18 protein-coding genes are annotated in these 22,742 nt (G+C 54.2%); 6 read left to right on the top strand and 12 right to left on the bottom strand.

Going from position 1 to position 22,742, the window contains the following annotated elements:
- Positions 1-79: 79 nt before the first annotated feature.
- The 7 genes from ARCH_RS00300 to ARCH_RS00270 form a co-directional block, all read right to left on the bottom strand.
- Positions 80-739, bottom strand: coding sequence for a copper homeostasis protein CutC (locus tag ARCH_RS00300; RefSeq protein ID WP_013169323.1), 660 nt, complete (start codon positions 737-739; stop codon positions 80-82).
- A 426-nt stretch (positions 740-1,165) separates the two neighbouring features.
- On the bottom strand, positions 1,166-2,437 hold the full coding sequence (locus tag ARCH_RS00295) for an alpha-L-fucosidase (RefSeq protein WP_013169322.1): 1,272 nt from the start codon (positions 2,435-2,437) through the stop codon (positions 1,166-1,168).
- Entirely contained in the window at positions 2,431-3,333 is a 903-nt protein-coding gene (locus tag ARCH_RS00290; protein WP_013169321.1) for an ROK family protein, read from the bottom strand. Before ARCH_RS00290 ends, ARCH_RS00295 begins: the two co-directional genes overlap by 7 nt.
- Positions 3,334-3,338: 5 nt before the next feature.
- On the bottom strand, positions 3,339-5,330 hold the full coding sequence (locus ARCH_RS00285; RefSeq protein WP_013169320.1) for an ABC transporter ATP-binding protein: 1,992 nt from the start codon (positions 5,328-5,330) through the stop codon (positions 3,339-3,341).
- Between the two features lie 8 nt (positions 5,331-5,338).
- Positions 5,339-6,196, bottom strand: a complete 858-nt coding sequence (locus ARCH_RS00280) for an ABC transporter permease (protein WP_013169319.1) — start codon at positions 6,194-6,196, stop codon at positions 5,339-5,341.
- On the bottom strand, positions 6,193-7,155 hold the full coding sequence (locus ARCH_RS00275; RefSeq protein ID WP_013169318.1) for an ABC transporter permease: 963 nt from the start codon (positions 7,153-7,155) through the stop codon (positions 6,193-6,195). The genes ARCH_RS00280 and ARCH_RS00275 overlap by 4 nt, the downstream gene beginning before the upstream one ends.
- A gap of 79 nt (positions 7,156-7,234) precedes the next feature.
- Entirely contained in the window at positions 7,235-9,043 is a 1,809-nt protein-coding gene (locus ARCH_RS00270) for a peptide ABC transporter substrate-binding protein (RefSeq protein WP_013169317.1), read from the bottom strand.
- 186 nt (positions 9,044-9,229) lie between these two features.
- Here ARCH_RS00270 and ARCH_RS00265 point away from each other — a divergent pair, with 186 nt between their 5' ends.
- Positions 9,230-10,399: an ROK family transcriptional regulator gene (locus tag ARCH_RS00265; RefSeq protein WP_013169316.1), complete on the top strand. Its 1,170-nt coding sequence runs from the start codon at positions 9,230-9,232 to the stop codon at positions 10,397-10,399.
- A gap of 25 nt (positions 10,400-10,424) precedes the next feature.
- On the top strand, positions 10,425-11,942 hold the full coding sequence (locus tag ARCH_RS00260) for a M81 family metallopeptidase (protein ID WP_013169315.1): 1,518 nt from the start codon (positions 10,425-10,427) through the stop codon (positions 11,940-11,942).
- A gap of 208 nt (positions 11,943-12,150) precedes the next feature.
- Here ARCH_RS00260 and ARCH_RS00255 read toward each other — a convergent pair whose 3' ends face one another.
- The 5 genes from ARCH_RS00255 to iolC form a co-directional block, all read right to left on the bottom strand.
- Complete coding sequence (locus ARCH_RS00255) at positions 12,151-13,644, bottom strand: CoA-acylating methylmalonate-semialdehyde dehydrogenase (protein WP_013169314.1); 1,494 nt, start codon at positions 13,642-13,644, stop codon at positions 12,151-12,153.
- Positions 13,645-13,841: 197 nt separating this feature from the next.
- The gene (iolD, locus tag ARCH_RS00250; protein WP_013169313.1) at positions 13,842-15,725 is read right to left on the bottom strand and encodes a 3D-(3,5/4)-trihydroxycyclohexane-1,2-dione acylhydrolase (decyclizing); all 1,884 of its coding nucleotides are present in this window, start codon (positions 15,723-15,725) and stop codon (positions 13,842-13,844) included.
- On the bottom strand, positions 15,722-16,618 hold the full coding sequence (iolB, locus tag ARCH_RS00245) for a 5-deoxy-glucuronate isomerase (RefSeq protein ID WP_013169312.1): 897 nt from the start codon (positions 16,616-16,618) through the stop codon (positions 15,722-15,724). The genes iolD and iolB overlap by 4 nt, the downstream gene beginning before the upstream one ends.
- Entirely contained in the window at positions 16,615-17,478 is an 864-nt protein-coding gene (locus ARCH_RS00240) for a Cgl0159 family (beta/alpha)8-fold protein (RefSeq protein WP_013169311.1), read from the bottom strand. Before ARCH_RS00240 ends, iolB begins: the two co-directional genes overlap by 4 nt.
- Positions 17,475-18,464, bottom strand: a complete 990-nt coding sequence (gene iolC / locus ARCH_RS00235; protein ID WP_013169310.1) for a 5-dehydro-2-deoxygluconokinase — start codon at positions 18,462-18,464, stop codon at positions 17,475-17,477. Before iolC ends, ARCH_RS00240 begins: the two co-directional genes overlap by 4 nt.
- A 170-nt stretch (positions 18,465-18,634) precedes the next feature.
- Between iolC and ARCH_RS00230 the strand changes: the two genes are divergently transcribed.
- From ARCH_RS00230 to ARCH_RS00215, 4 genes are all read left to right on the top strand, one after another.
- On the top strand, positions 18,635-19,411 hold the full coding sequence (locus tag ARCH_RS00230) for a GntR family transcriptional regulator (RefSeq protein WP_013169309.1): 777 nt from the start codon (positions 18,635-18,637) through the stop codon (positions 19,409-19,411).
- A gap of 232 nt (positions 19,412-19,643) precedes the next feature.
- Positions 19,644-20,723 (top strand): transaldolase family protein, encoded by a 1,080-nt coding sequence (locus tag ARCH_RS00225; RefSeq protein WP_013169308.1) that lies wholly within the window; start codon positions 19,644-19,646, stop codon positions 20,721-20,723.
- A 36-nt stretch (positions 20,724-20,759) separates the two neighbouring features.
- Positions 20,760-21,746, top strand: a complete 987-nt coding sequence (gene iolG, locus ARCH_RS00220; protein WP_013169307.1) for an inositol 2-dehydrogenase — start codon at positions 20,760-20,762, stop codon at positions 21,744-21,746.
- A 40-nt stretch (positions 21,747-21,786) separates the two neighbouring features.
- The gene (locus ARCH_RS00215; protein WP_013169306.1) at positions 21,787-22,650 is read left to right on the top strand and encodes a sugar phosphate isomerase/epimerase family protein; all 864 of its coding nucleotides are present in this window, start codon (positions 21,787-21,789) and stop codon (positions 22,648-22,650) included.
- The last annotated feature ends 92 nt before the right edge of the window (positions 22,651-22,742 follow it).

Raw genomic sequence — 22,742 nt, 5'->3', positions numbered from 1 at the left:
AATAAGCGGGATACGCGACAGGAGTGCCGCATATGGAACTCCTGTGCTGTGTGCCGCCGATCGAGCATCAGAATCGATCTTATGCCCGAACTGCCGCCACCCATTTCTCCACCAATAACGGATCAATCGGACTATCAAAGCTGTCACGCACGGCAGAACCAACGTGAAACTTCCCAATTCCGGCAGCTTTCAGCGTTGGAAGATGCTCCAACCGCAAACCGCCGCCTACCATCATCAAATCAGCGATCCGTGGATCCGCAGCCTGTGCCAACACATTCTTCATCCCAGTATCTACACCAGCAGAAGATCCCGCAGTCAACACGCTCGTCACATTCGGCAACCCCAGAATTGCGCGCCATCCCGCCGCATAATCCGCCACATTATCAACAGCCCGATGAATAGTCAGTTCGCACCCACCAACGCGAGAAATAAAGGAATGCACGGCAGCGTGGTCAAAAATCCCATCACGGACCCAGCCAATCACCAGAGCCTCCGCTCCAGCATCACGCAAATCACACCCAACCTGCGCCAACGCCCCCAGATCCCGCGGCACAAACCCCGCCTGATCGCGCACCATCGCACGAATCGGAATCGAACACGCGGCCCGAATCTGGCGAACCTGCTCCACCGTGGCAGAAAGCCCATCAGAATCCATCGTGCCAACCAACTCAATACGATCCGCACCGCCTTCTGCGGCCGCCAGCGCGTCCTCCACGTTCAACGCAATTATCTCAAGCATAAAACCCCCTAAGAAAAACCCGGGCGAAGCGCCCTATCCGACACGTTAAAAATTGAGCAACACTGCTCCGTCAGCTATTCTACTTCTCTATGCGTCATGGAACTGAGGTGGCACAATAAACCGGTTCCACACCTATAAAGCCACACCGCAACACCGGGCTCGCGGCCCACAGTCCGCACTTTTAGTGTTGCTCGCGCTCATTTCTTGCGCCGCGGATATCACCCCACTTGGGCGAATCTAACCCCCGAAGTCCCATCACAGCTCACCGCCGCCCTGACTCTACCCCCCTACTTTGTTGGTCTTCTGGCCCCAAAACCCGCACCTTTTGGCTCCAAAAAAGCGGCTGGCGGGACAGGAGTGCCATATACAGCACTCCTGTCGCGCTGGGCGCCGATCGGGCGCCGGCTATACCTCACCCCACGCCGGCTATGCCTCATCCCGCACGAATTTCCCCACCACAATCGGGTGATCGCGGCTACCGATCCATTCGAAATGCCAATCTTCGAGTTCGGCAGGCACAACACGTGGATTTTTTGGCCGTTGCAACATGTACACAACGTCAGGGTTGCCCTTCGGCTGGGTGAAGTAGCAATCTCCCAAGGTGCCTGGCCCCCACGGGCGGGTGGAATAGATCGCTTCACCGAAGATGTCCAGCCATTCCCCCATTTCTTGCAAGGCGCGCCGCTGAACATCGGGGATACTACCGTCAGCACGTGGGCCAATATTGATCAGAAGGTTGCCGTTTTTGGCCACAACATCAACAAGGTAGCGGATCAGATCTGCACCGCTAAGGCTCACGCTCTCTGCCTCGTCGGCGTTGTATCCGAACGATCGTCCGATCCCACGCACGGCCTCCCACGGCCGATCCATCACACCATCAACGTCCCGGTATTCCCGGGTAATAACACCCTGAGCGGGAACTCCCCATCGGTCATTGATCGTACCGTGCGGAACCTTCGCAAAATAATGTGTAAACAGCGACGCCAGCCCATAATCCTCATGGCCCTTTCCGCCATCAGGCCAATCGATATCATTCCACACGTAATCCGGCGAATATTGATCGATTAATTCTCGCAGTTGAGTAGCCGCATACTGTGAAAATTCGGCATCGTTACGGCGGAATGCGAACAGTTCTTCATCAGACGTGATCGGCCCAAAATCGCTCACGTGCCAATCCAGCGCACCAGAAAAATAGAGCCCCAGCCGTAGCCCCTCCGCACGCACAGATCGAGCAAAATCCTCGATCAGATCCATGTGAGGGCCTCGGCGAACAGTGGAAAAACTGGTTGTCTGCGTATCCCACAGGCACAGGCCATCGTGATGCTTCGTCGTCGGCACAACATAACGCGCCCCTGCCGCAGAAGCCAACGCAACCATGCCTTCGACTGCGCCGGAGCGAATCTGCCAGCGATCCACCAAGTCCTCATACGCCACGGAACCGTAGCGCGCCCGGTGAAGAAGCGCGGTAGGCGAACCTGGAATCCGCACCGTGTTCCCATACCATTCGGCGTAGCGATGGAAGGCGTATTCTTCGGCGGCGCTGAAACGTTCGTCGCTGGTCACGGCCCAAGCGGGAATCGAATAGATCCCCCAATGGATCATCAACCCAACCTTGGCATCCTGGAACCACTCCGGAACGGTGGTATCGGGATACGCCACGTCGGTGCGATCGCCCTGGCGTTCATCAAAATTCAGCATGCTAACTCTCCTTTGCGGGCGGCGCCGATAAGCACGGCATCCCCACCCAAGGTGGACTTGTGAATGGTCAGGTCAGCGCCTGAAATAAGAGGATGGCGCGAAGTCACTTCAGCAATCCCAGCACTCACAAAATCCCAATCACGGGTTACACCGCCGCCGATCACCACGCTGGACAAATCCACGATCGTGGCCACCTGCAAGATCGCGAGCGCCACCACCCTGCCGGCGTCCTTCAGGATTTCCTGGGCCACGTGATCCCCGGATCGGGCGGCGTCAGAAACAACACGGGCGCTCGGCACGTGTTGGCCGGTCGCTCGGCCGTAGCGATCTGCGATGCTACGGCCGGAGGATGTACATTCCACATGCCCGTTTCCGCCGCATGTGCATGGTGCAGTGCCGAACCCTGGCATGTGCCCGATTTCGGCGGCGGCCCCGCGGGCACCGTGGAGGATCTGGCCGTCGATCATGATGGCTCCGCCCACGCCGGTTCCGAGCATCACGCCTAGGCAGGTGGTTTCGCCGGCCACCACGCCGCAGGTGGTTTCGCCAAGGAGGAAGGCATTCACGTCGTTCTCTACGCCCACAGGAATTCCAAGCGCAGCTTCGGTTTCTTCCCTGAGGTGGAATCCGGCCCACCCGTTGAAGGAATCGGAGGCGGTGAGGATGCGTCCGTGGGAATCGATCACGCCGGCGGCGCCGATCCCTAGGGAGGCGGCGCCCGGCCAGTTACGGGTAACGATATCGCGCAGTTCCCGTACCACTGCGGCTCCTGATATGCGCGCTGGGCTGGGGATTTCTATGCGTTCCGTGATTTTTCCGCCGCTGTGTATCCGTGCCACGCTCATGGTGGTTCCGCCGATGTCTACGCCTATCCGGATGGTTTCGTGGTTATCCATGGGAATCACCGGAGAGGGTAGTGGCAGGCAACCGAGTGCGCATCACCTGTGGGCACCGGTTCCGTATCGCACAGTTCCGTAGCGAACGGGCACCGGTTTTTGAAACGGCACCCTGCTGGCGGGTTGATTGCGGAGGCGGGTTCGCCGGTGAGGTGAACGATTTCTTCGCGTTTGTGGTGCGGGTCCGCTACGGGGATCGCTTCGATGAGGGCTTGCGTGTACGGGTGGCGTGGTTGTTCGACGACGCTGGCTGCCGGCCCGATTTCAACAATCTTTCCGAGGTACATAACGGCGATACGATCCGAAATGTATTTCACCACTGAGAGATCGTGTGAGATGAATATGTAGGTGAGTGAGTGTTCTTCTTGGAGTTTCCTCATCACGTTGAGCACTTGGGCTTGTACCGAGACGTCAAGTGCGGATACTGGTTCATCGCAGACGATCAGGCGTGGTTCTAGCACGAGGGACCGTGCTAGCCCGATGCGTTGGAGTTGGCCGCCGGAGAATTCGTGGGGGTATTTCCACATGGCTCCATGATCGATGCCGATTTTTTCAACGAGTTCATCGGCGCGTTCTTGTTGTTGGCGGGCGTTTCCGATTTTTTGGATTTTGAGTGGTTCGGTGAGGATTTCGTCCACTCGCATGCGTGGATCCATAGCGGCGTAGGAATCTTGGAACATCATTTGTACATCGCGATGCATCTTTTTCAGTTCGTTGCGGGACGCTTGTGCGATGTCTTTCCCGCCGATGAGCACGCTTCCGCCTGTGGCTGGTTCGAGCGCGGTGACAACCCTGCCGAGAGTAGATTTTCCACACCCGGATTCGCCGACGATGCCGAGCGTTTCGCCTTCGTGAACATCCAATGACACGTCCGATACCGCATGAACGGATCCGATATTGTGCCGGATAATCTTTCCGCCCATCGCAGGATAGTGTTTGGTAAGGTTGCGGATCGAACAGATCACGGGACGATTGGTGAGATCGCGTTCTGGGCGCATGGTTGTTGGGCGTTCCAACGGAGCACCGGCGGGATGCCAGCAGGAATAGGTGTGGGCGCTTTCTCCCACGGCCACGAGTTCCGGGGCATCAGTGCGGCACACGTCCGTTGCCCGCGGGCAGCGCGGCGCGAACGGGCATCCAACGATGTCTTCACGGAGCGACGGCGGCATGCCCGGAATCGCGTAGAGTTCCTGGCGTGAATCCTGCGTATTTTCTGGCAGAGCAGCCATCAACGATCGGGTGTATTGGTGTTGCGGATTCGTGAAAATCTCATCCGTTGTGCCAACTTCAACAACCTTGCCTGCATACATCACGGCAACTCGATCAGCACGGCCGGCAACCACACCCAAATCGTGGGTTACCAGGATAACTGACGTATCAAATTCTTTTTTCAGAGAATCGATCAGATCCAGAATCTGGCGTTGAATCGTCACGTCCAAAGCCGTTGTTGGTTCGTCTGCAATCAACAACGACGGCTGGCAGATCAGCGCCATCGCGATCATCACGCGCTGGCGCATGCCGCCCGAAAGCTGATGCGGATAATCGTTGACGATCGCTTCTGGACGTGGCATACCAACCTTGCGTAGCACGTCAATCGCGGCCTGACGCCCTTCAGCTTTCGACACTCCCCGATGCACCCGGAGAGGTTCAGCAACCTGATCGCCGATCTTCATGGTCGGGTTCAAACTGGTAAGCGGATCTTGGAAAATCATGCCGATATCCAGCCCACGAATCCGCCGAGCTTCCTTTGGAGCTAGCCCGGTCAAATCCCGCCCCTTGAACACGATCTTGCCGCCAGAAACCTTACCCATCTGGGGCAACAAACCCATGACGGATAACGCAGTCATCGTTTTTCCGCACCCGGATTCACCCACAATGCCTAAGGTTTCACCCGGAAGGACTTGAAGATTAACTCCACGCAACGGCTGAACGTGCCCCTTGCGGAGAGTGATCGTGACGTTCAAATCGTCAATACTGAGCAACGGTTCGCCTGTCATAATTCCTCCTAACGGCTGCGCAGACGCACTTCAAACGCGTCACGCAAACCGTCACCAACGAAGTTAAACGCAACAACCAGCATGATGATCATGATTCCTGGAGGATACAACAGCCACCAATGCCCGTTGTAAACCTCGTTCATGCCTGTAGACAACATGCCGCCCCAGTTCGCGGCCGGTGGTGGAACACCAAGCCCCAAGAACGATAGATAGGCAACGTAAAGAATCGCGTCAGCCACCTGGAACGTGGCATTCACAATCACTGTTCCAATCGCATTACGAACAATATGTGTACGAACCGCGCGCATAGGAGAACCACCCATGCCACGCATCGCCACAATATATTCACGCGATCGCAACGCCAACGATTCACCACGAATCAAACGAGCCGGATTCAGCCACGCAAACGCGCCAATAGTCAACACCAGCAACGGCACATTTGGCGTAATCACAGATGCTATCAAGATAAACAAGAACAAGGCCGGAACAGCCATCATGGCATCCACGATGCGCATCATGGCCGAATCAACCCAGCCACCAATAAAGCCCGCGATTGCACCCCAAATCGTGCCGATCGTCGTTGCCAAAATCCCCGCAGCTAAACCGATAATAATTGAGGTCTTTCCGCCCTCCATCAACCGGCCCAACTGATCGAACCCAACCCCATCCGTACCCAACGGATGCTGGGACGAGAGCGGAAGATACGCGTCAGAAAGCGACGAATACTGTTGCTCCGTCACCCACACGTACGGGCCAACGAACGAAAACAAGGTAAACGCAATAAGAATAGACAACCCAACAACTGCCAAACGGTTCGACATGAAAACCGAAACGCCCTGGCGGAAAACGTTCTTCGGAGCACTCATCGCGCATCACCTCCTCCATAACGAACACGAGGATCAGCAATCGCATACATGATGTCCGCCAACAAGGCACCAATCACAGTAGCAATCGAAATAATCGTGGTCACAGCCAACAAAATCGGGTAATCGCGCCCCTGCGCAGCCTGCCAATACATCAAGCCCATACCCGGATAATTAAACAGCGACTCCACAACCAAGCCGCCCGAAAACAAGCCAGGAAGAGACATGCCAAGCAACGTGATCACCGGGAACAACGAATTACGCATCGCATGCTTCATCACCACACGCGACTCCGATAAGCCCTTCGCGCGCGCCGTACGAATGTAATTTTCTTCCAAATTATCAACCATCGACGAACGAACATACCGCGTATAGGCAGCCAACGATACGATCGCCAATGTAACCGACGGCAAAATCAGACCCTGCCAATCAGCTAACATCTCCGACACGGTAAAGCCCTGCGGAGCTTCCGGCGGCAAAATCGGCCACACCTGCGAAAACGCGACGATCAGCAGCAAACCCATGAAGAACAACGGTGTAGAATACATCAACAAAGCCAGCGCCGTAATCAAATAATCTGGCCAACGGTTACGCTTCCACGCCTGCAACATGCCCAACGGAATCGCGATGATCACCGCGAGCACGAGGCCACAGAAGCTCAAGAGCATGGTTTTCGGCAAGCGTTGCGCGATCGCCTGAGACACGTCCATATTCAGCGCAAACGACGTGCCTAATTCGCCCCGGATAAGCTGACCGAGGTACGAAATATACTGCTCATAAATTGGGCGATCATACCCCATCTGGTGGGCGTAGGCGTCTAGTTGTTCTTGAGTTGCCTGCAGGCCCAACGCCGAACGAGCCGCACCACCCGGAAGCATGTGCAAAATCGTAAACGTAATAACCGTGACAAGAAGAACTACGACGAACGATTGTAGAAGCCGGCGAGAAATATAGCGGACCATACTACCCTCCTTCGATGAAAATTAAAGAGTGCGCGTCAGGCTGGACTGGTATCAGGCCCAGCCTGACGCTCATGGTGTGTCACTTCGTGTGCGCCCAATCCTGTGGGAACAGGCCAAGCATTGGATCCTGCGGGCTAATACCTGCAATATCCTTCTTCCATGCCGAAATCTGGGCTACCGGGTTAGGCATCCACAGCACCGGCAGATCCTCCGCAAGGAAATCGTTGTATTCCTTGAGTGCGGACGTATCCTTGGCGCGCAGCGACGCTTCGATCAGCTTGTCTGCATCCGGGTTTGAGTAGGATCCCAGGTTCACTGGAGCGTCCGTTTGGAAGAGGCGTTCGCCCGATGCGTAGACCGGGTAGTACCACGACGATTGCGATCCGAAGAAGGACAGATCCCAATCACACGCTTCGTTTGGCTTGCACTTTTGCGAAACGGCCACTGAATCTGGGACTTCTTGGATGTCTAGTTTGATGCCGACTTCGGAGAAGCGGGAGTTGATTTCAGTCATCATACGGGTGGTGGCTGGGAAGCCAGATTGCGAAATCATCTTGAAGCGCAGTTCAGCACCCTTGTCGATGCCGTCGCCACACTTTCCATCGCCACTACCTGGCTTTTCACATACGGACGTACCACCACCGTTGATCTTCCAGCCGTGGCTTTCCAAGAGCTTCTTTGCCTTGGCTGGATCAAACTTGTAGGCACAACCTTCAGTGGAACCGGCCGTTCCTGGCTTCTGTGGGACTGGGCCACAGGTTGGGGTAGCCGTTCCAGCCCACACCGTCTTAGCGATCGCTTCCTGATCGATCAGCATCTGCATCGCTTGGCGCACGTACTTCTGTTGGAAGATCGGGCCGGACTTCGGATTAGCAAAGTTAAATGGCATGTAGGTGATCGACCAGCCAGCCCACGGTTCAACCGAATAGCCCTTGCCTTCGATAGCAGAACGCTGGTTAATTGAGCCTGCTGGAATATAGCCATGATCGATTCCACCCGAACGCAGCACGTTGAACTGAGCATCATCAGACGTAAACGGACGGAATGTGATCGAATCTAGGTGTGGCTTATCCGCGCCTTCATAGGCTTTGTTTGCCACCATCTTGACTTCACCATTTGGTACGAACGATTCGATTTTGAACGGACCAGACACAACCTGCCACAGCGGGTTAGTCCCGTATGATTGCAGATCCTTCGATGCCTCAGTGAGCATCGTGAAAATTGCTTGAGCACCTTCAGGGGTACGATCGTGATCACCGATCTCACCATCAGGCGAGGTCTTACCCCACACGTGCTGCGGTAGCGGCTTTACTGAAGAAAGTTGGTTATCAACAAACCATCCGGGATTAAACAGTTCCTTCGTTGTGAAAGAAACAGTTCTATCATCAATGATCTTGAATTCGGCAACATTATCCGGGAAGTTACCCTTTCGGTAGCCCGACCATTGTTCCTTATTCGCATTCAGAATATTCCACCAGAACTCCACATCACGGGTAGTGATCTCCTTACCATCAGACCACTTAGCAGGTTTCATCTTCAGCGTGTAGGTGAGGCCATCATCCGATACCACCGGATCTTCTGCCAAAGAACGCTTATCAAGGTTGAACTTATTATCTGTATCAAGCTTGTAATCGAAGAATGACTTGTACAGCATCGTGATAAAAATGCCATTTTCACCTTGAGTTTTACCCGGTGCTGAGATGGGAAAAATCCAGGTTGGAGTACGCAATGCAATCGTAGCTTCCCCACCTTCTTGGATATCACCAGTGGGCGCTACGCTTCCGTTGTTAGAGGGCGTGTTTGCAGTTGGTTGGCCAGAACACGATGCGACCAGCAACATCGCGCTAGCGAAAGCAGCAACTTTAGCTACTCGACTAAAAGAACGCATAGTAATTCTCCTCATTGAGATACGCGTGGTGGTGGTTCCCACCGGCTGTTACATCAACACTAGCACTCAAAACCAGACTTCGTTGACTTTTTACAAATTTATTTCAAACTTTGTTCACTTAGGCTAGGATAAGTATCAAACAAACAAGAATTACTATGAGTTAAACATCCACAAAAGGCAGAGTACATGGAAACGATCACCCTCAACTCGATCGCAGCCCCCAGCAGTTCGTCACTAACCGACGCCCGTTCAAACGATTCCATCCTCCTTGCCGAACTCTCCCACGGGCCACAATCACGCACCGATCTTGCCCAAAAAACCGGCCTGCCCAGATCCACAGTGCACGCCTGTATCCGCCGGCTAATCGCCAACAATGAGGTAGAAGAATTCCAACTCGCATCATCCACCGGCGGCCGCAGAGCGGCACTCATCCGCATCTCCCCACTACGCGATATCGCAGACGTCGTAGAACTCGGATCACACCACGCCCGGCTCGGAATCGTTGATCTCTTCGGAAACGTCCGCGCCACCACCAACATCCCGCTCAACATTGCGGACGGCCCCGAAGCAACCATCACCACCCTCTACAACGGCTGGGCTCAACTCCACAAAGAACACCCCACAATCCCCCAAGCGTCCGTCATCGGCGCAGCAGTTCCTGGCCCCGTCAACGCCCAAGGCCACGTTATCTCCGCAGCCCGTATGCCCGGCTGGAACAATACCAACCTCGCAACCCTCCTGGCGGACGCAACTGGCCGCCCCGTCGTCGTTGAAAATGATGCCCGCGCAGCCGCAGTAGGCGAATGGGCAAAACGCGGCGAAACCACAGAATCCGCAATCTATATCAAAGCCGGTGCAGGAATCGGCGCAAGCTGGATCGCGGACGGAATCGTGTTCCGCGGCCACCAAGGCTTCGCAGGCGAACTCACGCACACGCGCGTCGAAACACTCAACCCCATTCTCTGCTCGTGCGGAAACACGGGCTGCCTCGAAACCGTAGCCTCTGGCGCCGCAATGCTCCGCCACCTTGCCTCGATCGGTTCCCCCATCACTACCACGGCAGAACTCATCGAAGCCGCCCAAACAGGCGATTACACGGTGGCACCGCTCGTACGCAACGCAGGCGCGCACATCGGCGAAGCCCTCTCCGGCCTAGTCAACTTCCTCAACCCACAACACATCATCATCGGCGGATCCCTCTCCCAAACCCGCACACTCATCGCGGGCATAAGATCAGAGCTCTACCAACGATGCCTCCCCCTATCTACGGCCAACCTCACCGTAGACACCGCAATCTCAGGGCCAGACGCACCCCTCATCGGGCTCGCCATCCTGGCCCGCCAAAAAACCATGTAATTCCACGAGAGCAAAGGAGCCTCACATGCGCATCGCAATCTGCGGAATCCACATCGAATCATCAACATTCACCCCCTATCTATCAGTGGAGTCAGACTTCACGGTGCGGCGCGGTGAGGAGCTGCTCGAACGCTACCCCTTCATCACCGAATCAGACATCCCCCTAATCGATCGCGTGCCCGAAAACCTGGCCGGCGCCGAATGGGGCGTGACCGGGCACCGCGAATGGACCGACGGCGTGGAATGGGTGCCGATCCTGCACGCCTCCGCGCTTCCTGGCGGGCCGATCGATCCGCCGGCGTTCCTTGCGTGGCGGCGCGAAATCTGCGAACGGCTGGCGGAGGCCGGGCCGTTGGACGCGATTTTCTTCGATATTCACGGGGCGATGAGCGTTCCTGGTTTTGACGACGCCGAAGGCTACCTGATCGACGGCATCCGCATGGCGATCGGGCCGGATTTGCTGGTGGGGGCGTGCATGGATTTGCACGGGAACGTTTCGCACAAGCTGTTTGAGCAGACCGACATGCTCACCTGCTACCGCATGGCGCCGCACGAGGACGCCTGGGTTACCCGCGAGCGCGCCGCCCGCACGCTGGTGGAGCGGGTGCGTTCCGGCAAGGGGCGCCCGAAGAAATCGCTTGTTCACGTGCCGATTTTGTTGCCTGGCGAAAAGACGTCCACGCGCATGCAGCCTGCCGCCCGGCTGTACGACGCCGTGGCTGAGTTTGCCGATCACACCGACGGCGTGATTGACGCCAGTTTCTGGATCGGGTTCGCGTGGGCTGATCAGCCGCGTTGTTCTGCCGCGTTCGCCGCGTATGGTGACGATCAGGCCGTGCTGGATGCTGGCATGATGCGGTTTGCGCGGGCGGCGTGGGAGGCGCGGCACGAATTCGTTTTTGTGGCGCCTGTGGATGAGATCGACGTGGCCGTGACCAAGGCGATCGAATCTGATAAGCGGCCGTTCTTCATTTCTGATTCTGGGGACAATCCGGGCGCGGGCGGCGCAAATGACGTGACCGTGGCGCTGGCCGAAGTCTTGAAGCGGCCTGAGGTGGTGCGCGGGGACGTGTCGGTGATTGTTGCGTCGATCTTTGATCCGGCGGCGGTTGCCATGGCAGCCGGCGCCGGCATTGGTGCCGACGTAACCGTTTCTGTTGGTGGCAAGGTTGACACCCGCGATCCAGGGCCAGTGACCATAACTGCTAGAGTTGACAACCTTGTGGACGATCCGGCTGGATTGCTCACGGCTGTTCTTGCTGTGGGTGGGTTGCGCCTAATCGTGACCACCCGGCGCAACCAGTACACGATGCGCGAACAGTTCACTCGCCTTGGGTTGGAACCTGAATTGACGGACATCGTGATCGTGAAGATCGGCTACTTAGAGCCATATCTGCATGATATCCACGCGGATTGGATCCTGGCTTTGACCCCAGGCGGCGTGGATCAGAACCTGGTACGCCTGGGCCATTCACACATCGAACGGCCAATGTTCCCGTTCGATGATCCAGAAAATGTGGAGCTTGAGGTGGTTCGGAGGTAGGCAACGCCTACCCTCCCCGGCCGTATCCCAGCGCTGCGGCGCCCGCAACACCCTGCCCGGCGTCCGCAACACCCTCTACATTGCCTTTACCCTATGGGCCGCGGCGCCAAAAGGCGGCACCCAGCACAGCAGTGCCACATACGGCACTGCTGTGCTCTGTGGCGCTTATTGGGCACCAATACCAGTCTTATCCAGCACTCACAACCAGCTATTCTTCCCTCTGGAACGACATCGTGGCATCATAACTCTGCTCCGATGGCCACCGGGTGGTGATTACCTTAGCCTTCGTATAAAAGTTAACGCCTTCCGGCCCGTGAATATGGTGATCGCCCAGCAAGGATTCTTTCCAGCCACCGAAGGAGTAGTAGGCAACAGGTGTTGGGATAGGAACGTTGACGCCTACCATTCCTGCTTCCACATCGAGCTGGAATCGGCGTGCCATCCCGCCATCGTTGGTGAAGATTGCAGATCCGTTGCCGAACGGCTGCTTGTTCACAACGTCGATCGCTTCGTCGTATGATTCGGCGTCATGGATGGTGAGGACTGGCCCGAAGATTTCTTCACGGTAGATATCGGCATCGTATCCAACGCCGGTAAGAATAGTTGGCCCAACAAAGTGGCCGTTTTCGTATCCTGGCACGGTGATATTCCGCCCGTCAAGCACAACAGTGGCCCCGCGCGCTTCTGCATCATCGATGAGTCCCACAATGCGTTCTTTGGCGGCACGATCGATCACTGGCCCCATCTGTACACCGTCGTCGAGCCCCATTCCAACGTGAATTTTTTCAGCGTGTTTCTTGATTTTTTCGGCCAGTTTCGCGCCGATTCCGCCAACAGCCACAACGGCAGGTAACGCCATGCAGCGTTCGCCTGCAGCGCCGAAGGCCGCGGCTGAGATGTGTTGAGCAGCAAAATCCAGGTCTGCGTCTGGCATGACGATCGCGTGGTTGTTTGCTCCGCCGAGTGCCTGCACGCGTTTGCCGTTCTTTGTGCCAACTTCTTGGATGATGTGGGCAACTGGCGTGGATCCTACGAAGGAGATGGCGTCGATTCCTGGGTGTTCGAGGATTCGGGTAACGGTGGTGCGACTTCCGGAGAGCACGTTGAAGAGTCCGTCTGGCAGGCCGGCTTCTTTGTAGAGACGTGCGATGATGAGCGAAGCCGACGGCGTTGTGGTTGCCGGTTTAAGAATGAAGGCATTTCCTGTGGCGAGTGCGATGGGGTGCATCCACATGGGCACCATGACTGGGAAGTTGAATGGGCAGATTCCTGCAACAACGCCTACGGGTTGGCGAATGGTGTGGACGTCTACCCCGCGTGATACGTCGAAGGAGTAGTTACCTTTGAGAGCCGTGTTGATGGAGCATGCGAAATCGAGCGTTTCGCGGCCGCGTTGAATTTCGCCGATGGCATCTGAGTAGTCTTTTCCGTGTTCGGCAACGATTGCGCGGGCTATATCGTCTTGATGATCGAGTACTAGTTGACGCATGTTGAACATGATTGCGACTCGTTGTGCGAGCGATGTTTTTGCCCATTCTTTTTGGGCTTTTTGCGCTACGGCAACAACGTGGTTGAGGTCTTCTTCGCTCGCGAGCGCTATGCGGTTTTCTACGGTTCCCGTGGCTGGATTTTCAACATCCGCATATTTTTCTGGGGATCCAATGTAAGGTTCGCCGGCTACCCATTGGGTTAGGTTTTCCATGTTAACTCCTTTGTTTTTGCACGCCGATGTACAATCACGAACATTACAATCGTAGCACATTCACGTTCGTTTGTATTAACATTTGGACCTACGTCCCCTTCTTGAGAGGGTGTGGAACGGGCCCATTACCCGCGTTTTCAGGGGTAATGGGCCCGCTTTTCTCTAATGGAGAGGAGAAAAGTGAGAAGAAAGTTTGTTTAGAAATAGTGGCGTTGTGGCTTCACCCCTTCGCGATAGTCAAGGTATGCCTGTTGCGTCGATTCCAGACGGGACACTTGCGCCACAGGCACGTCCCAGTAGGACGACGACGGGGGGTTTGGCCCATACAAATCGGTTTCAATATAGATCATCACAGCCGATGTCATGTCAGCTGCCTGACGGTATGCTTCCTTGAAATCGGCAATGCTCTTCACGCGAAGAACAGTGAGGCCCCACGATTCTGCATTCTTGGCAATATCGACTGGAATGAGTTCGCCTTCTTCGTTGTGTGGATGCCCACCCATACGATAGCGAGTACCGAAGCGTTGCGATCCGCGCGATTCAGAAAGCGCACCGATTGATGCGAAGCCGTGGTTTTCCAGAAGAACATAAATAACCTTCAGTCCTTCTTGTGCTACGGTTGCCAATTCCATTGGGAGCATCTGGTATGTGCCGTCACCAACGATTGAGACAACCTCAGATTCTGGGCATGCCATCTTCACACCAATGCCTGCAGGGATTTCGTATCCCATGGTGGAAAAGGCGTACTCTACATGATACTGGACCGGAGTCTTTGCTTGCCAGAGCGCTTGAAGATCTCCAGGCATGGAGCCTGCAGCATTGATAAGAATATCGTTGTCACCCATCATTTCATTTAGGGCACCAAACACCTCGATTTGAGCAGGAAGTGGCCCATGACCAATGTGAGTGAGTTCGTCAACGATCTTCAACCATGCAGTGCGTTCGCTGTCCACCTTCGCCGCATACTCGTCTGAAACATGATAATCAGCAAGCATCGTGGTGAGATCTGCGAGCGCTTCGCGAGCGTCCGCAACAACCATCTGAGCACCGTTCTTGACCGCATCAAAGGCCTTCACATTGATATTAATGAAGGAAACGTCTGGGTTCTTGAATTGGGTTCGTGATGCCGTGGTGAAATCCGAATAACGGGTTCCAATACCAATAATCAGATCGGCTTCATCAGCCAGGTGGTTTGCAGAATCTCCACCTGTGGAGCCAACACCACCAACTGACTGCGGGTGATCGCAGTTGATTGCCCCCTTACCTGCCTGAGTATCAGCAACAGGAATTCCTGTGACTCGTGCGAACTCGCGCAACTCTTCCGAGGCCTTCGAATAGATAACGCCACCACCAGCGATCACAAGCGGTGCCTTCGCGGCTCTGATCTTTTCCGCAGCAATCTCCAACTGAGACTTTTCGGCAGGTGGGCGGCGGATATGCCACACGCGCTTCGCGAATGCTTCTTGCGGGAAATCGAATGCTTCGGCTTGCACATCTTGCGGCATCGCAATGGTCACTGCGCCAGTATCGGCAGGATCAGTAAGGGCGCGCATCGCCTGCATGAGAGATGGAAGAAGCTGTTCTGGCCGGTTAATCCGATCGAAGAAAACGGATACTGGACGGAATGCATCATTCACCGATGTATCAAGCGTTTGAGCGTTCTCAATTTGTTGCAATACTGGATCAGGAACGCGAGTCGCAAACTGGTCTGATGGGAACAAAAGAACCGGAACACGATTGGTTGTTGCTAACGCAGCACCCGTCACCATGTTCAACGCACCAGGTCCTATAGACGACGTACACATCAGCGTCTGAGTACGATTCTTCGCCTTCGCGTAAGCGGCTGCGGCGTTCACCATTCCTTGTTCATTACGAGGCATGTAGTACGGCATCGAACCGCCATCTGGTTCCGGATCGATCTCATTTTGCAAAAGTGCTTGGCCGAGTCCAGCAACGTTGCCGTGACCAAAAATGCCGAAAGCGCCAGCAATAAGGCGATCTTCATGCCCATCAGATTCTACGTACTGGTTCACGAGGAAACGGATAGTAGCCTGCCCAACTGTAAGGCGTACTGTAGTCATAGCTTCTCCTTAGTTAATGGCATGAACGGGAGTCGTGGATCCACATCTTCGCCTTCCCACGATTGCCGTTGCCATGTGTGAACTGGATCGTCCGTCATCATCCAGACGGAATCTTCTGCAGGGCCCGCCATGACATTCAGGTAGTACATGTCATGTCCTGGAGCCGCAACAGACGGCCCGTGGTATCCAAATGGAACAACCACGGTATCGCCTGAACGTACTTCGGTGCAGACGTCGATCTCTTTACCCGCAGATGGGTAAACTCGCTGCAAACCAAAACCATCAGTGGCCCGTTCTGGCCCACCTTTACGAAGTTCAAAGTAGTAGATTTCTTCTAATACTCGTTCGTTTTCGTTGTGCTCATCGTGCTTGTGCGGAGGATAAGAGGACCAGTTTCCGCCTGGCGTAAGCACTTCCGTTACAAGAAGGTGCGACGTTTCTACGTCATTTCCCAACGCATAGTTATTCACTTGGCGGGAGCACACGCCAGCGCCGCGGAGGCCTGAGTTTACTTCACTGGCCGGGCAGTATCGTACGGGCAGATCCCGCGTGGCGCGGGCGCCAGGCACCGCGAACCGGCCAGAAGTTCGCGCGATCAACGTTACGTTCTTTCCACGCGGCACATAAATATAGTCAGTTACTGACGTAAATACTGACTCACGTCCCGCAAGCGTGTACGACGTTTCGTCCACAACGACGTCGATGCTGCCAGAAAGCGGAAGAACCAACACTTCGTCGTCGCCCGTGTCCAGTTCAACCGACTCTCCCTGTTCTAACCGGGCAATACGCAAACTGGAAAACTCCCATCCTGCCTGCTTAGCCGTAATGTATGTATCAAATTGTTCACGTGCCGTACTCCCAGCTGGAAGTACGTACTTATCATTGTCATTCATAGCAACTCCACTGCGTTGTCGACTGCTTTTTGAACATCCCCATCAGGAGGGAAAAGTAGGGAACGGCCAATAACAAGGCCACAAACGTTTGGTAAGGTCATCGCCTTGGCCCATCCAGAAAGTGCCGTATCAGGATCTTGCGAAACCTCACCGCCAAGGATCAATGACGGAAGCGTAGTACTGCTCATAACACGCTCCATGTCATTCACATAAGGCAACTTCAGCCATGTGTAGGCACTCGTGTCACCTAATGCAGACGCGATCGTTATTGACTTAATAACGGCTTCTGGACTCAAATCGTTGACGGTCCGGCCATCATTCCATGTGGAAATAAACGGTTCAATCATCGCGATTTTCTTGCGCCTTGCTAGCTCGTTGACTGCGTTCGCGGTCGCTTCAAGCGTTCGTGGCGTGTTCGCATCTTCGAAACAGATACGGGTTAATGTTTTTCCGCCGTCTAGCCGATGCCGTTCGATCGCGTCAGGTGTGTAGCAGCCGAAACGATCGTCGATCTCAAATGATGATCCCTGCAAACCAGTGCGATTCATCGAACCGAACACCAGTTTTCCTTCCAAAGCACCGAGCAGCGTGAGATCTTCGATCATATCTGCCGAGCCTAAGAAACCGTCAACACCTGGCCGTGACAACGCCTCCTGGCATCGTGCCAGCAGTTCTTTTCGATTTGCCATGGCGTTCGGATCTTTACCTGCCCCCAGCGCTCCGCGAGCCGGGTGATCACACGCGATAATCATGAGTTTTCGACCATTAGGATACGTTCCCGGCACACGTTCCACAAGCTTCTTTTCAATAACCTCAGGGGAATGAAGGCGAATCTGTGCTAGTTCATTGATCGTCATCATGGGAGCTCCTGAACTCGAGGATTCGTTTCAGGACGCTGATTCATGAGGTCCAAAACCTCTTCCTCAGAGGCCATTGCAGTGGAGCACTCAAGGCGCGACGAAACAATTGCTCCCGCTGTGGATGCAAAATGGATCGCTTTCGGGAAATCCCAGCCCGTAAGCAAAGCGTGGGACAGCGCACCGCCGAATGCATCTCCAGCACCCAAACCGTTAAGAGTGTCAACGTGCGTTACCGGCACTTCAATTCGCTGCTCACGTGTTTTGGCCAAGGTTCCCTTAGGTCCTTGCTTCACGATTGCCAACGTGACGCCGCGTTCCAGCAAAGCATCTGCCGCACGGTCCGGTTCAGTTTCGCCAACCGCGATGCGGCACTCTTCTTTGTTACCTACTGCAACGTTGACATATTCGAGCATTGACCCGATTTGTTCAGTGGCAGTTTCTTCACAATCCCAGAACATCGGGCGGTAATCCAGATCTGCGATAGTCCAGCCAGTGCTCTCTTTCCGGGCGCGGAGCGCAGCCCAGTGCGCCGAACGGGAAGGTTCATCTGATAGACCTGTGCCAGAAAGCGAAAACACCCGTGCTTGCTTAATCGCCTCGCAGGGCAGATCTTCTTCTCGTATTTGTAAATCTGGTGCCGATGGTTCACGGTAAAAATAGAGAGGGAATGTATCAGGAGGGAAGATTTCACAGAATGTCACAGGGGTTTTGTAACTGTCAGTGGTGATGACGTATTCGTCTGATACACCTAGCCTGCGCATTTCCTGGCACACAAAACGTCCAAACGGATCGTCACCTACGCCAGTGATAACAGCGGCGCTATGCCCCATTCGGGCGGCTGCTACAGCCACGTTTGTTGGCGATCCACCAAGGAATTTTCCGAAGGTTTCAACGGCTTCCAAGCCAACGCCTGCCTGGAGGGGATAAATGTCTACCCCGGAGCGTCCCATAGTAATAACTTCCGGGTATTGAGATTCACGCGTCATTGCGGACTCCTTTCTCACGCATTTCACATTCTTCCCCAATAGAGATACTATGTCAAGGTAATGTCCTAACATGGGTGTTACAAAGTGAGAAGATTCGGAAAAATGGTTACATGATAGCCTAAAGCTGACTAGAATATCTTCATATTGCTATATCAACGAAGGAGACTGCCGTGGAGGATACCGAAAAAGACGCTTCGCTCGACTCGCCCTTCATTTTAAATGTTAAGCTCAACCGCAACTCTGCCGAGCCGTTATATCAACAGATCCTCATGCCGATCTCCCAGCTCATCAAAAGCGGCAAACTGAAGCCCAACCAACTTCTAGAAGATGAGATTTCGATGGCCCATCGGCTAGACATCTCGCGCCCTACAGCACGGCGCGCGCTCCAGGAACTCGTCGATTCTGGTTTACTGGTACGGCGCCGCGGGGTGGGAACTCGCGTCACCCCTTCCCACGTTCACAGACAACTCGCACTCACCTCGCTCAACGATGATCTGCTCAAAGCAGGTCACAGCACTCGTACCGAAGTCCTGAAGTATCAGATTCATTTAGCGACTGCCGAAGAAGTAGAGTTCCTCAGCTGCGAACCAGACGAAGAATTGGTGACCATTCAACGTTTGCGGTGGATCGACGATCGCCCGCTGGCCATTCTCAACAACACTATCCCTAGCCGGATCGCACCAACACTCACCGAACTTTCCCACTACGGCCTTTATGAGTCCTTCGGACACAACAACATTACGCCGGTCTCCGCCCTACAGACCCTCGGGGCAAAAAATGCATCGCGTGCAGAAGCTGACATGCTTAATATCGAACCGAACATGGCACTCTTTACTATGCAGCGCACAGCCTACGATGCCTCTGGAAAGGTGATCGAGCACGGAAACCACGTGTATGACGCACAACAATATAAGATGACGTTTCCGCTAGTTACACCGCTTAACTAGAAACTTATCTCCTATTACTGAAGGACAAACTGGTCACGTTTCCCACAGGAACGTGACCAGTTTTCATATAGAACCACTAAAATAATGCTCCACCCCACCAAATGTCCAAACATATGCTTGACATTAGCTAATAATGTAAGTAACGTATGTCTCACACGATACGTCACCAATGGGGGTGACCGTGAGTTGACTCAATTTGCGTGACCTACCTCAACTTGGTTTAGGAGCGACCATGTCAGATACAAAACACATACCAGGTCCACTACTCACCGCATGCCAGAACTTTGACACGGTGTTGTGGAACGATTCTTCAGATCTAGAAGAACTTCGCACGTCAATTTCTTGGGGCGGTGTTGGGGCAACCTGTAACCCAGTCATCGCTTACACAACCATCGCAAAGCACCCGGAAATCTGGACAGAACGAATCCAGAAGATTGCAGACGATCACCCAGCATGGAGTGAATCCGCTATTGGCTGGCAGGCAGTCATGGATATGTCTATCGAAGCAGCAAAACTGCTCGAACCCGCTTTTGATCGAACAAACGGCCACGATGGTCGCCTTTCGGTACAAACAGATCCTCGCCTTCACCGCGATGCGGAAGCACTTGCAGATCAGGCAGAGGCTTTCCATAACCTAGCGAAAAACATCATCGTAAAGATCCCAGCAACAAAGACTGGCATTGAAGCAATCGAACTTGCTACCGAACGTGGCGTTTCCGTTAACGTCACGGTATCCTTCTCGGTCCCTCAAGCAGTAGAAGCCGCCGCGGCAATTCAGCGTGGTCTTGAGAAGCGTGAAGCCGCCGGCCACGATACATCTCAGATGAGCCCGGTTGTCACGATCATGGTTGGCCGCCTTGATGATTGGCTCAAGCACGTCGTGAAGCGTGACAAGATTTTCGTCGATCCTTCAGCCCTTGAATGGGCAGGCGTTGCCGCAGTGAAGCGAGCATACAAGATTTTCCAGGAACGAAACTACCGTTCCCGCGTCCTTGTGGCTGCGTTCCGTAACGTGTTGCAGTGGAGTGAATTCCAGGGCGGCGATCTGGTTGTTTCGCCGCCATTCGGTTGGCAGAAGCTCATCAACGATTCGGATTACGAACCACTTGAACGCATGAGCGCCGACGTCGATGAGCACTACCTCGAACAGCTCCGCCGAATCCCAGATTTCAACCGAGCATACGAAGTCGATGGCATGAACATCGAAGAATTCGAAACGTTTGGCCCAACTGCCCGCACATTGCGTCAGTTCCTTAATGCAGATAACGATCTTGACATTCTTATTCGGAACATTTTGGTTCCAGCTCAGTAAAAAATTTCCGTTAACAACGACGTTAGGACATTCATCATGATTCGTATTGGACTTGTTGGCGCTGGGCGTATTGCTCGCGTTCACGCACGTACCGTTGAAGCACATCTCAACGCAGAATTGGTATTTATTGCAGATCCTGTTGAGGACGCAGTCAAGCCTTTGGCTGAAAAGTATGGGGTTCGCTATTCTTTGAATCCCGACGACGTTTTCACTGACCCTGCGGTAGATGCAGTTATTATCTGCTCACCTACCCCACTACATGTTGATCATATTCTTAAGGCTGCTAAGGCTGGCAAGCCAGCGTTGTGCGAAAAGCCTGTTGCAATGGAAACTGAGACTGTTACCCAGTTGATGGCTGAGCTTGAGGGCATTGAGCACACCACCATGTTGGGCTTCAACCGCCGGTTCGATCCAACTTTTGCTCGGATGCACAAGTTGGTTGATGAGGGCGTTGTTGGCAAGGTTGAGCAGGTGACAATCATTTCGCGTGATCCAGCCGCACCCCCTAAGGAATACATTGCAGTTTCTGGCGGAATCTTCAAGGATATGACGATTCACGATTTTGATACGGCGCGCTTCTTCTTGGGCGATATTACGTCTGTTTACGTTGTGGGTCAGAACCTTGATCCTGAATTAGCAGACACCGGCGATTTCGATGCAGCAGTTATTACACTGACGAATTCTGATGGCGCAACGGCCACCATCACCAATTCCCGTCACTGCTCTTCTGGTTACGATCAGCGTCTTGAAGTATTCGGCGATAAGGCCACCTTGAATGGTGAAAATATGCGTTCCCATCAGGTTCGCGTATCAAACGGCGAATACACCGATGCAAAGGACGTCTACCTTGACTTCTTCTTAGAGCGCTATGAAGAAGCATACGCAATTGAATTGAACGAATTCTTTGCCGCGATTGCAGAAAACCGCAAGCCAGCGACCTCGATCGAAGATGGTGCGAAAGCACTGCGCATCGCCGAAGCCGCCGAAGAATCCGCACACACCGGAAAAATCGTTTACCTCTGAAACACAAACTAACTGACGAAAATTCAAAGGAGAATTTCTCATGAAAATTGCAGGTGCACCAATTAGCTGGGGCGTATGTGAAGTTCCGAACTGGGGATACCAGCTATCGCCTGAACGCGTCCTCACCGAAATGAAAGAGATGGGCCTTACCGCCACTGAATTCGGCCCACAAGGCTGGTTGCCGCAAGAACCTAGCGAGCGTGCTGAAGCAGTATCTCGCTACGGCTTGGAGGCAGTAGGTTCGTTCTTCTTGGCAATTATGCACGATCCGGACGTCGATCCAATTCCTGCCGTAGAAAAAGAACTCGATGCATTTGAGGTCGCTGGTGGAACCAACCTGATCTTGGCTGCAGATTCTGGTCAGGATGGATACGATAGCCGCCCAGTGCTTGATGAAACCGGCTGGAACACCCTGTTCACCAACCTGTCACGGATCACTGAAGTTGCTGCCGCACGTGGAGTCACTGCATCACTCCACCCACACTGGGGCACGATGGTGCAAAACGTTGATGAAGTAGAGCGCGTCCTTGATAACTCTCAGGTGGGCCTCTGCCTCGACACGGGCCACTTGGCTTGTGGCGGTGCCGACGTTCTTGAACTGGTTCGCAGGTATGCGGATCGCGTCAAGATCGTTCACGCGAAGGACATCCACAAGGACATGACCGATCAGCTTCTACCAGGCGCGATCACATGGGGCCAGGGCGTTAAGGCTGGCATGTTTGCACCTATTGGTCAAGGCGATATTGACTTCGCTGCTGTTGTTGCTGAATTGGACAAGGTTGGCTTCGATGGTTACTACGTTCTTGAACAGGACATCATGATCGACGGCGAACCAGCACCAGGTGAAGGCCCAATTCTTGACGCAAAGAAATCGTTCGATGCACTCCGTGCACTCGCACACTGAGCTATAAAACATTCCACGGACACTGAAGAGTAATCTTCATGGAATGTTGTAAGTGAGTTTGTTACTTCGTCAATAGCTCATCGGATAGGCCG

Origin of the sequence: Arcanobacterium haemolyticum DSM 20595 (assembly GCF_000092365.1) — a bacterium.
In the GTDB taxonomy this organism is placed as follows: domain Bacteria; phylum Actinomycetota; class Actinomycetes; order Actinomycetales; family Actinomycetaceae; genus Arcanobacterium; species Arcanobacterium haemolyticum.
The sequence above is the reverse complement of the archived record's forward strand: the minus strand, read 5'-3'. Positions and strand labels throughout refer to the sequence as shown.

Excerpts from the sequence above, each read along its gene's own strand:
- ARCH_RS00290 (WP_013169321.1), bottom strand. The coding sequence starts at position 3,333 with ATGGATAACCACGAAACCATCCGGATAGGCGTAGACATCGGCGGAACC.
- ARCH_RS00260 (WP_013169315.1), top strand. The coding sequence starts at position 10,425 with ATGCGCATCGCAATCTGCGGAATCCACATCGAATCATCAACATTCACC.
- ARCH_RS00280 (WP_013169319.1), bottom strand. The coding sequence starts at position 6,196 with ATGAGTGCTCCGAAGAACGTTTTCCGCCAGGGCGTTTCGGTTTTCATG.
- iolD (WP_013169313.1), bottom strand. The coding sequence starts at position 15,725 with ATGACTACAGTACGCCTTACAGTTGGGCAGGCTACTATCCGTTTCCTC.
- ARCH_RS00240 (WP_013169311.1), bottom strand. The coding sequence starts at position 17,478 with ATGATGACGATCAATGAACTAGCACAGATTCGCCTTCATTCCCCTGAG.
- ARCH_RS00255 (WP_013169314.1), bottom strand. The coding sequence starts at position 13,644 with ATGGAAAACCTAACCCAATGGGTAGCCGGCGAACCTTACATTGGATCC.
- ARCH_RS00295 (WP_013169322.1), bottom strand. The coding sequence starts at position 2,437 with ATGCTGAATTTTGATGAACGCCAGGGCGATCGCACCGACGTGGCGTAT.
- iolB (WP_013169312.1), bottom strand. The coding sequence starts at position 16,618 with ATGAATGACAATGATAAGTACGTACTTCCAGCTGGGAGTACGGCACGT.
- ARCH_RS00285 (WP_013169320.1), bottom strand. The coding sequence starts at position 5,330 with ATGACAGGCGAACCGTTGCTCAGTATTGACGATTTGAACGTCACGATC.
- ARCH_RS00225 (WP_013169308.1), top strand. The coding sequence starts at position 19,644 with ATGTCAGATACAAAACACATACCAGGTCCACTACTCACCGCATGCCAG.
- iolC (WP_013169310.1), bottom strand. The coding sequence starts at position 18,464 with ATGACGCGTGAATCTCAATACCCGGAAGTTATTACTATGGGACGCTCC.
- iolG (WP_013169307.1), top strand. The coding sequence starts at position 20,760 with ATGATTCGTATTGGACTTGTTGGCGCTGGGCGTATTGCTCGCGTTCAC.
- ARCH_RS00275 (WP_013169318.1), bottom strand. The coding sequence starts at position 7,155 with ATGGTCCGCTATATTTCTCGCCGGCTTCTACAATCGTTCGTCGTAGTT.
- ARCH_RS00270 (WP_013169317.1), bottom strand. The coding sequence starts at position 9,043 with ATGCGTTCTTTTAGTCGAGTAGCTAAAGTTGCTGCTTTCGCTAGCGCG.
- ARCH_RS00300 (WP_013169323.1), bottom strand. The coding sequence starts at position 739 with ATGCTTGAGATAATTGCGTTGAACGTGGAGGACGCGCTGGCGGCCGCA.
- ARCH_RS00215 (WP_013169306.1), top strand. The coding sequence starts at position 21,787 with ATGAAAATTGCAGGTGCACCAATTAGCTGGGGCGTATGTGAAGTTCCG.
- ARCH_RS00265 (WP_013169316.1), top strand. The coding sequence starts at position 9,230 with ATGGAAACGATCACCCTCAACTCGATCGCAGCCCCCAGCAGTTCGTCA.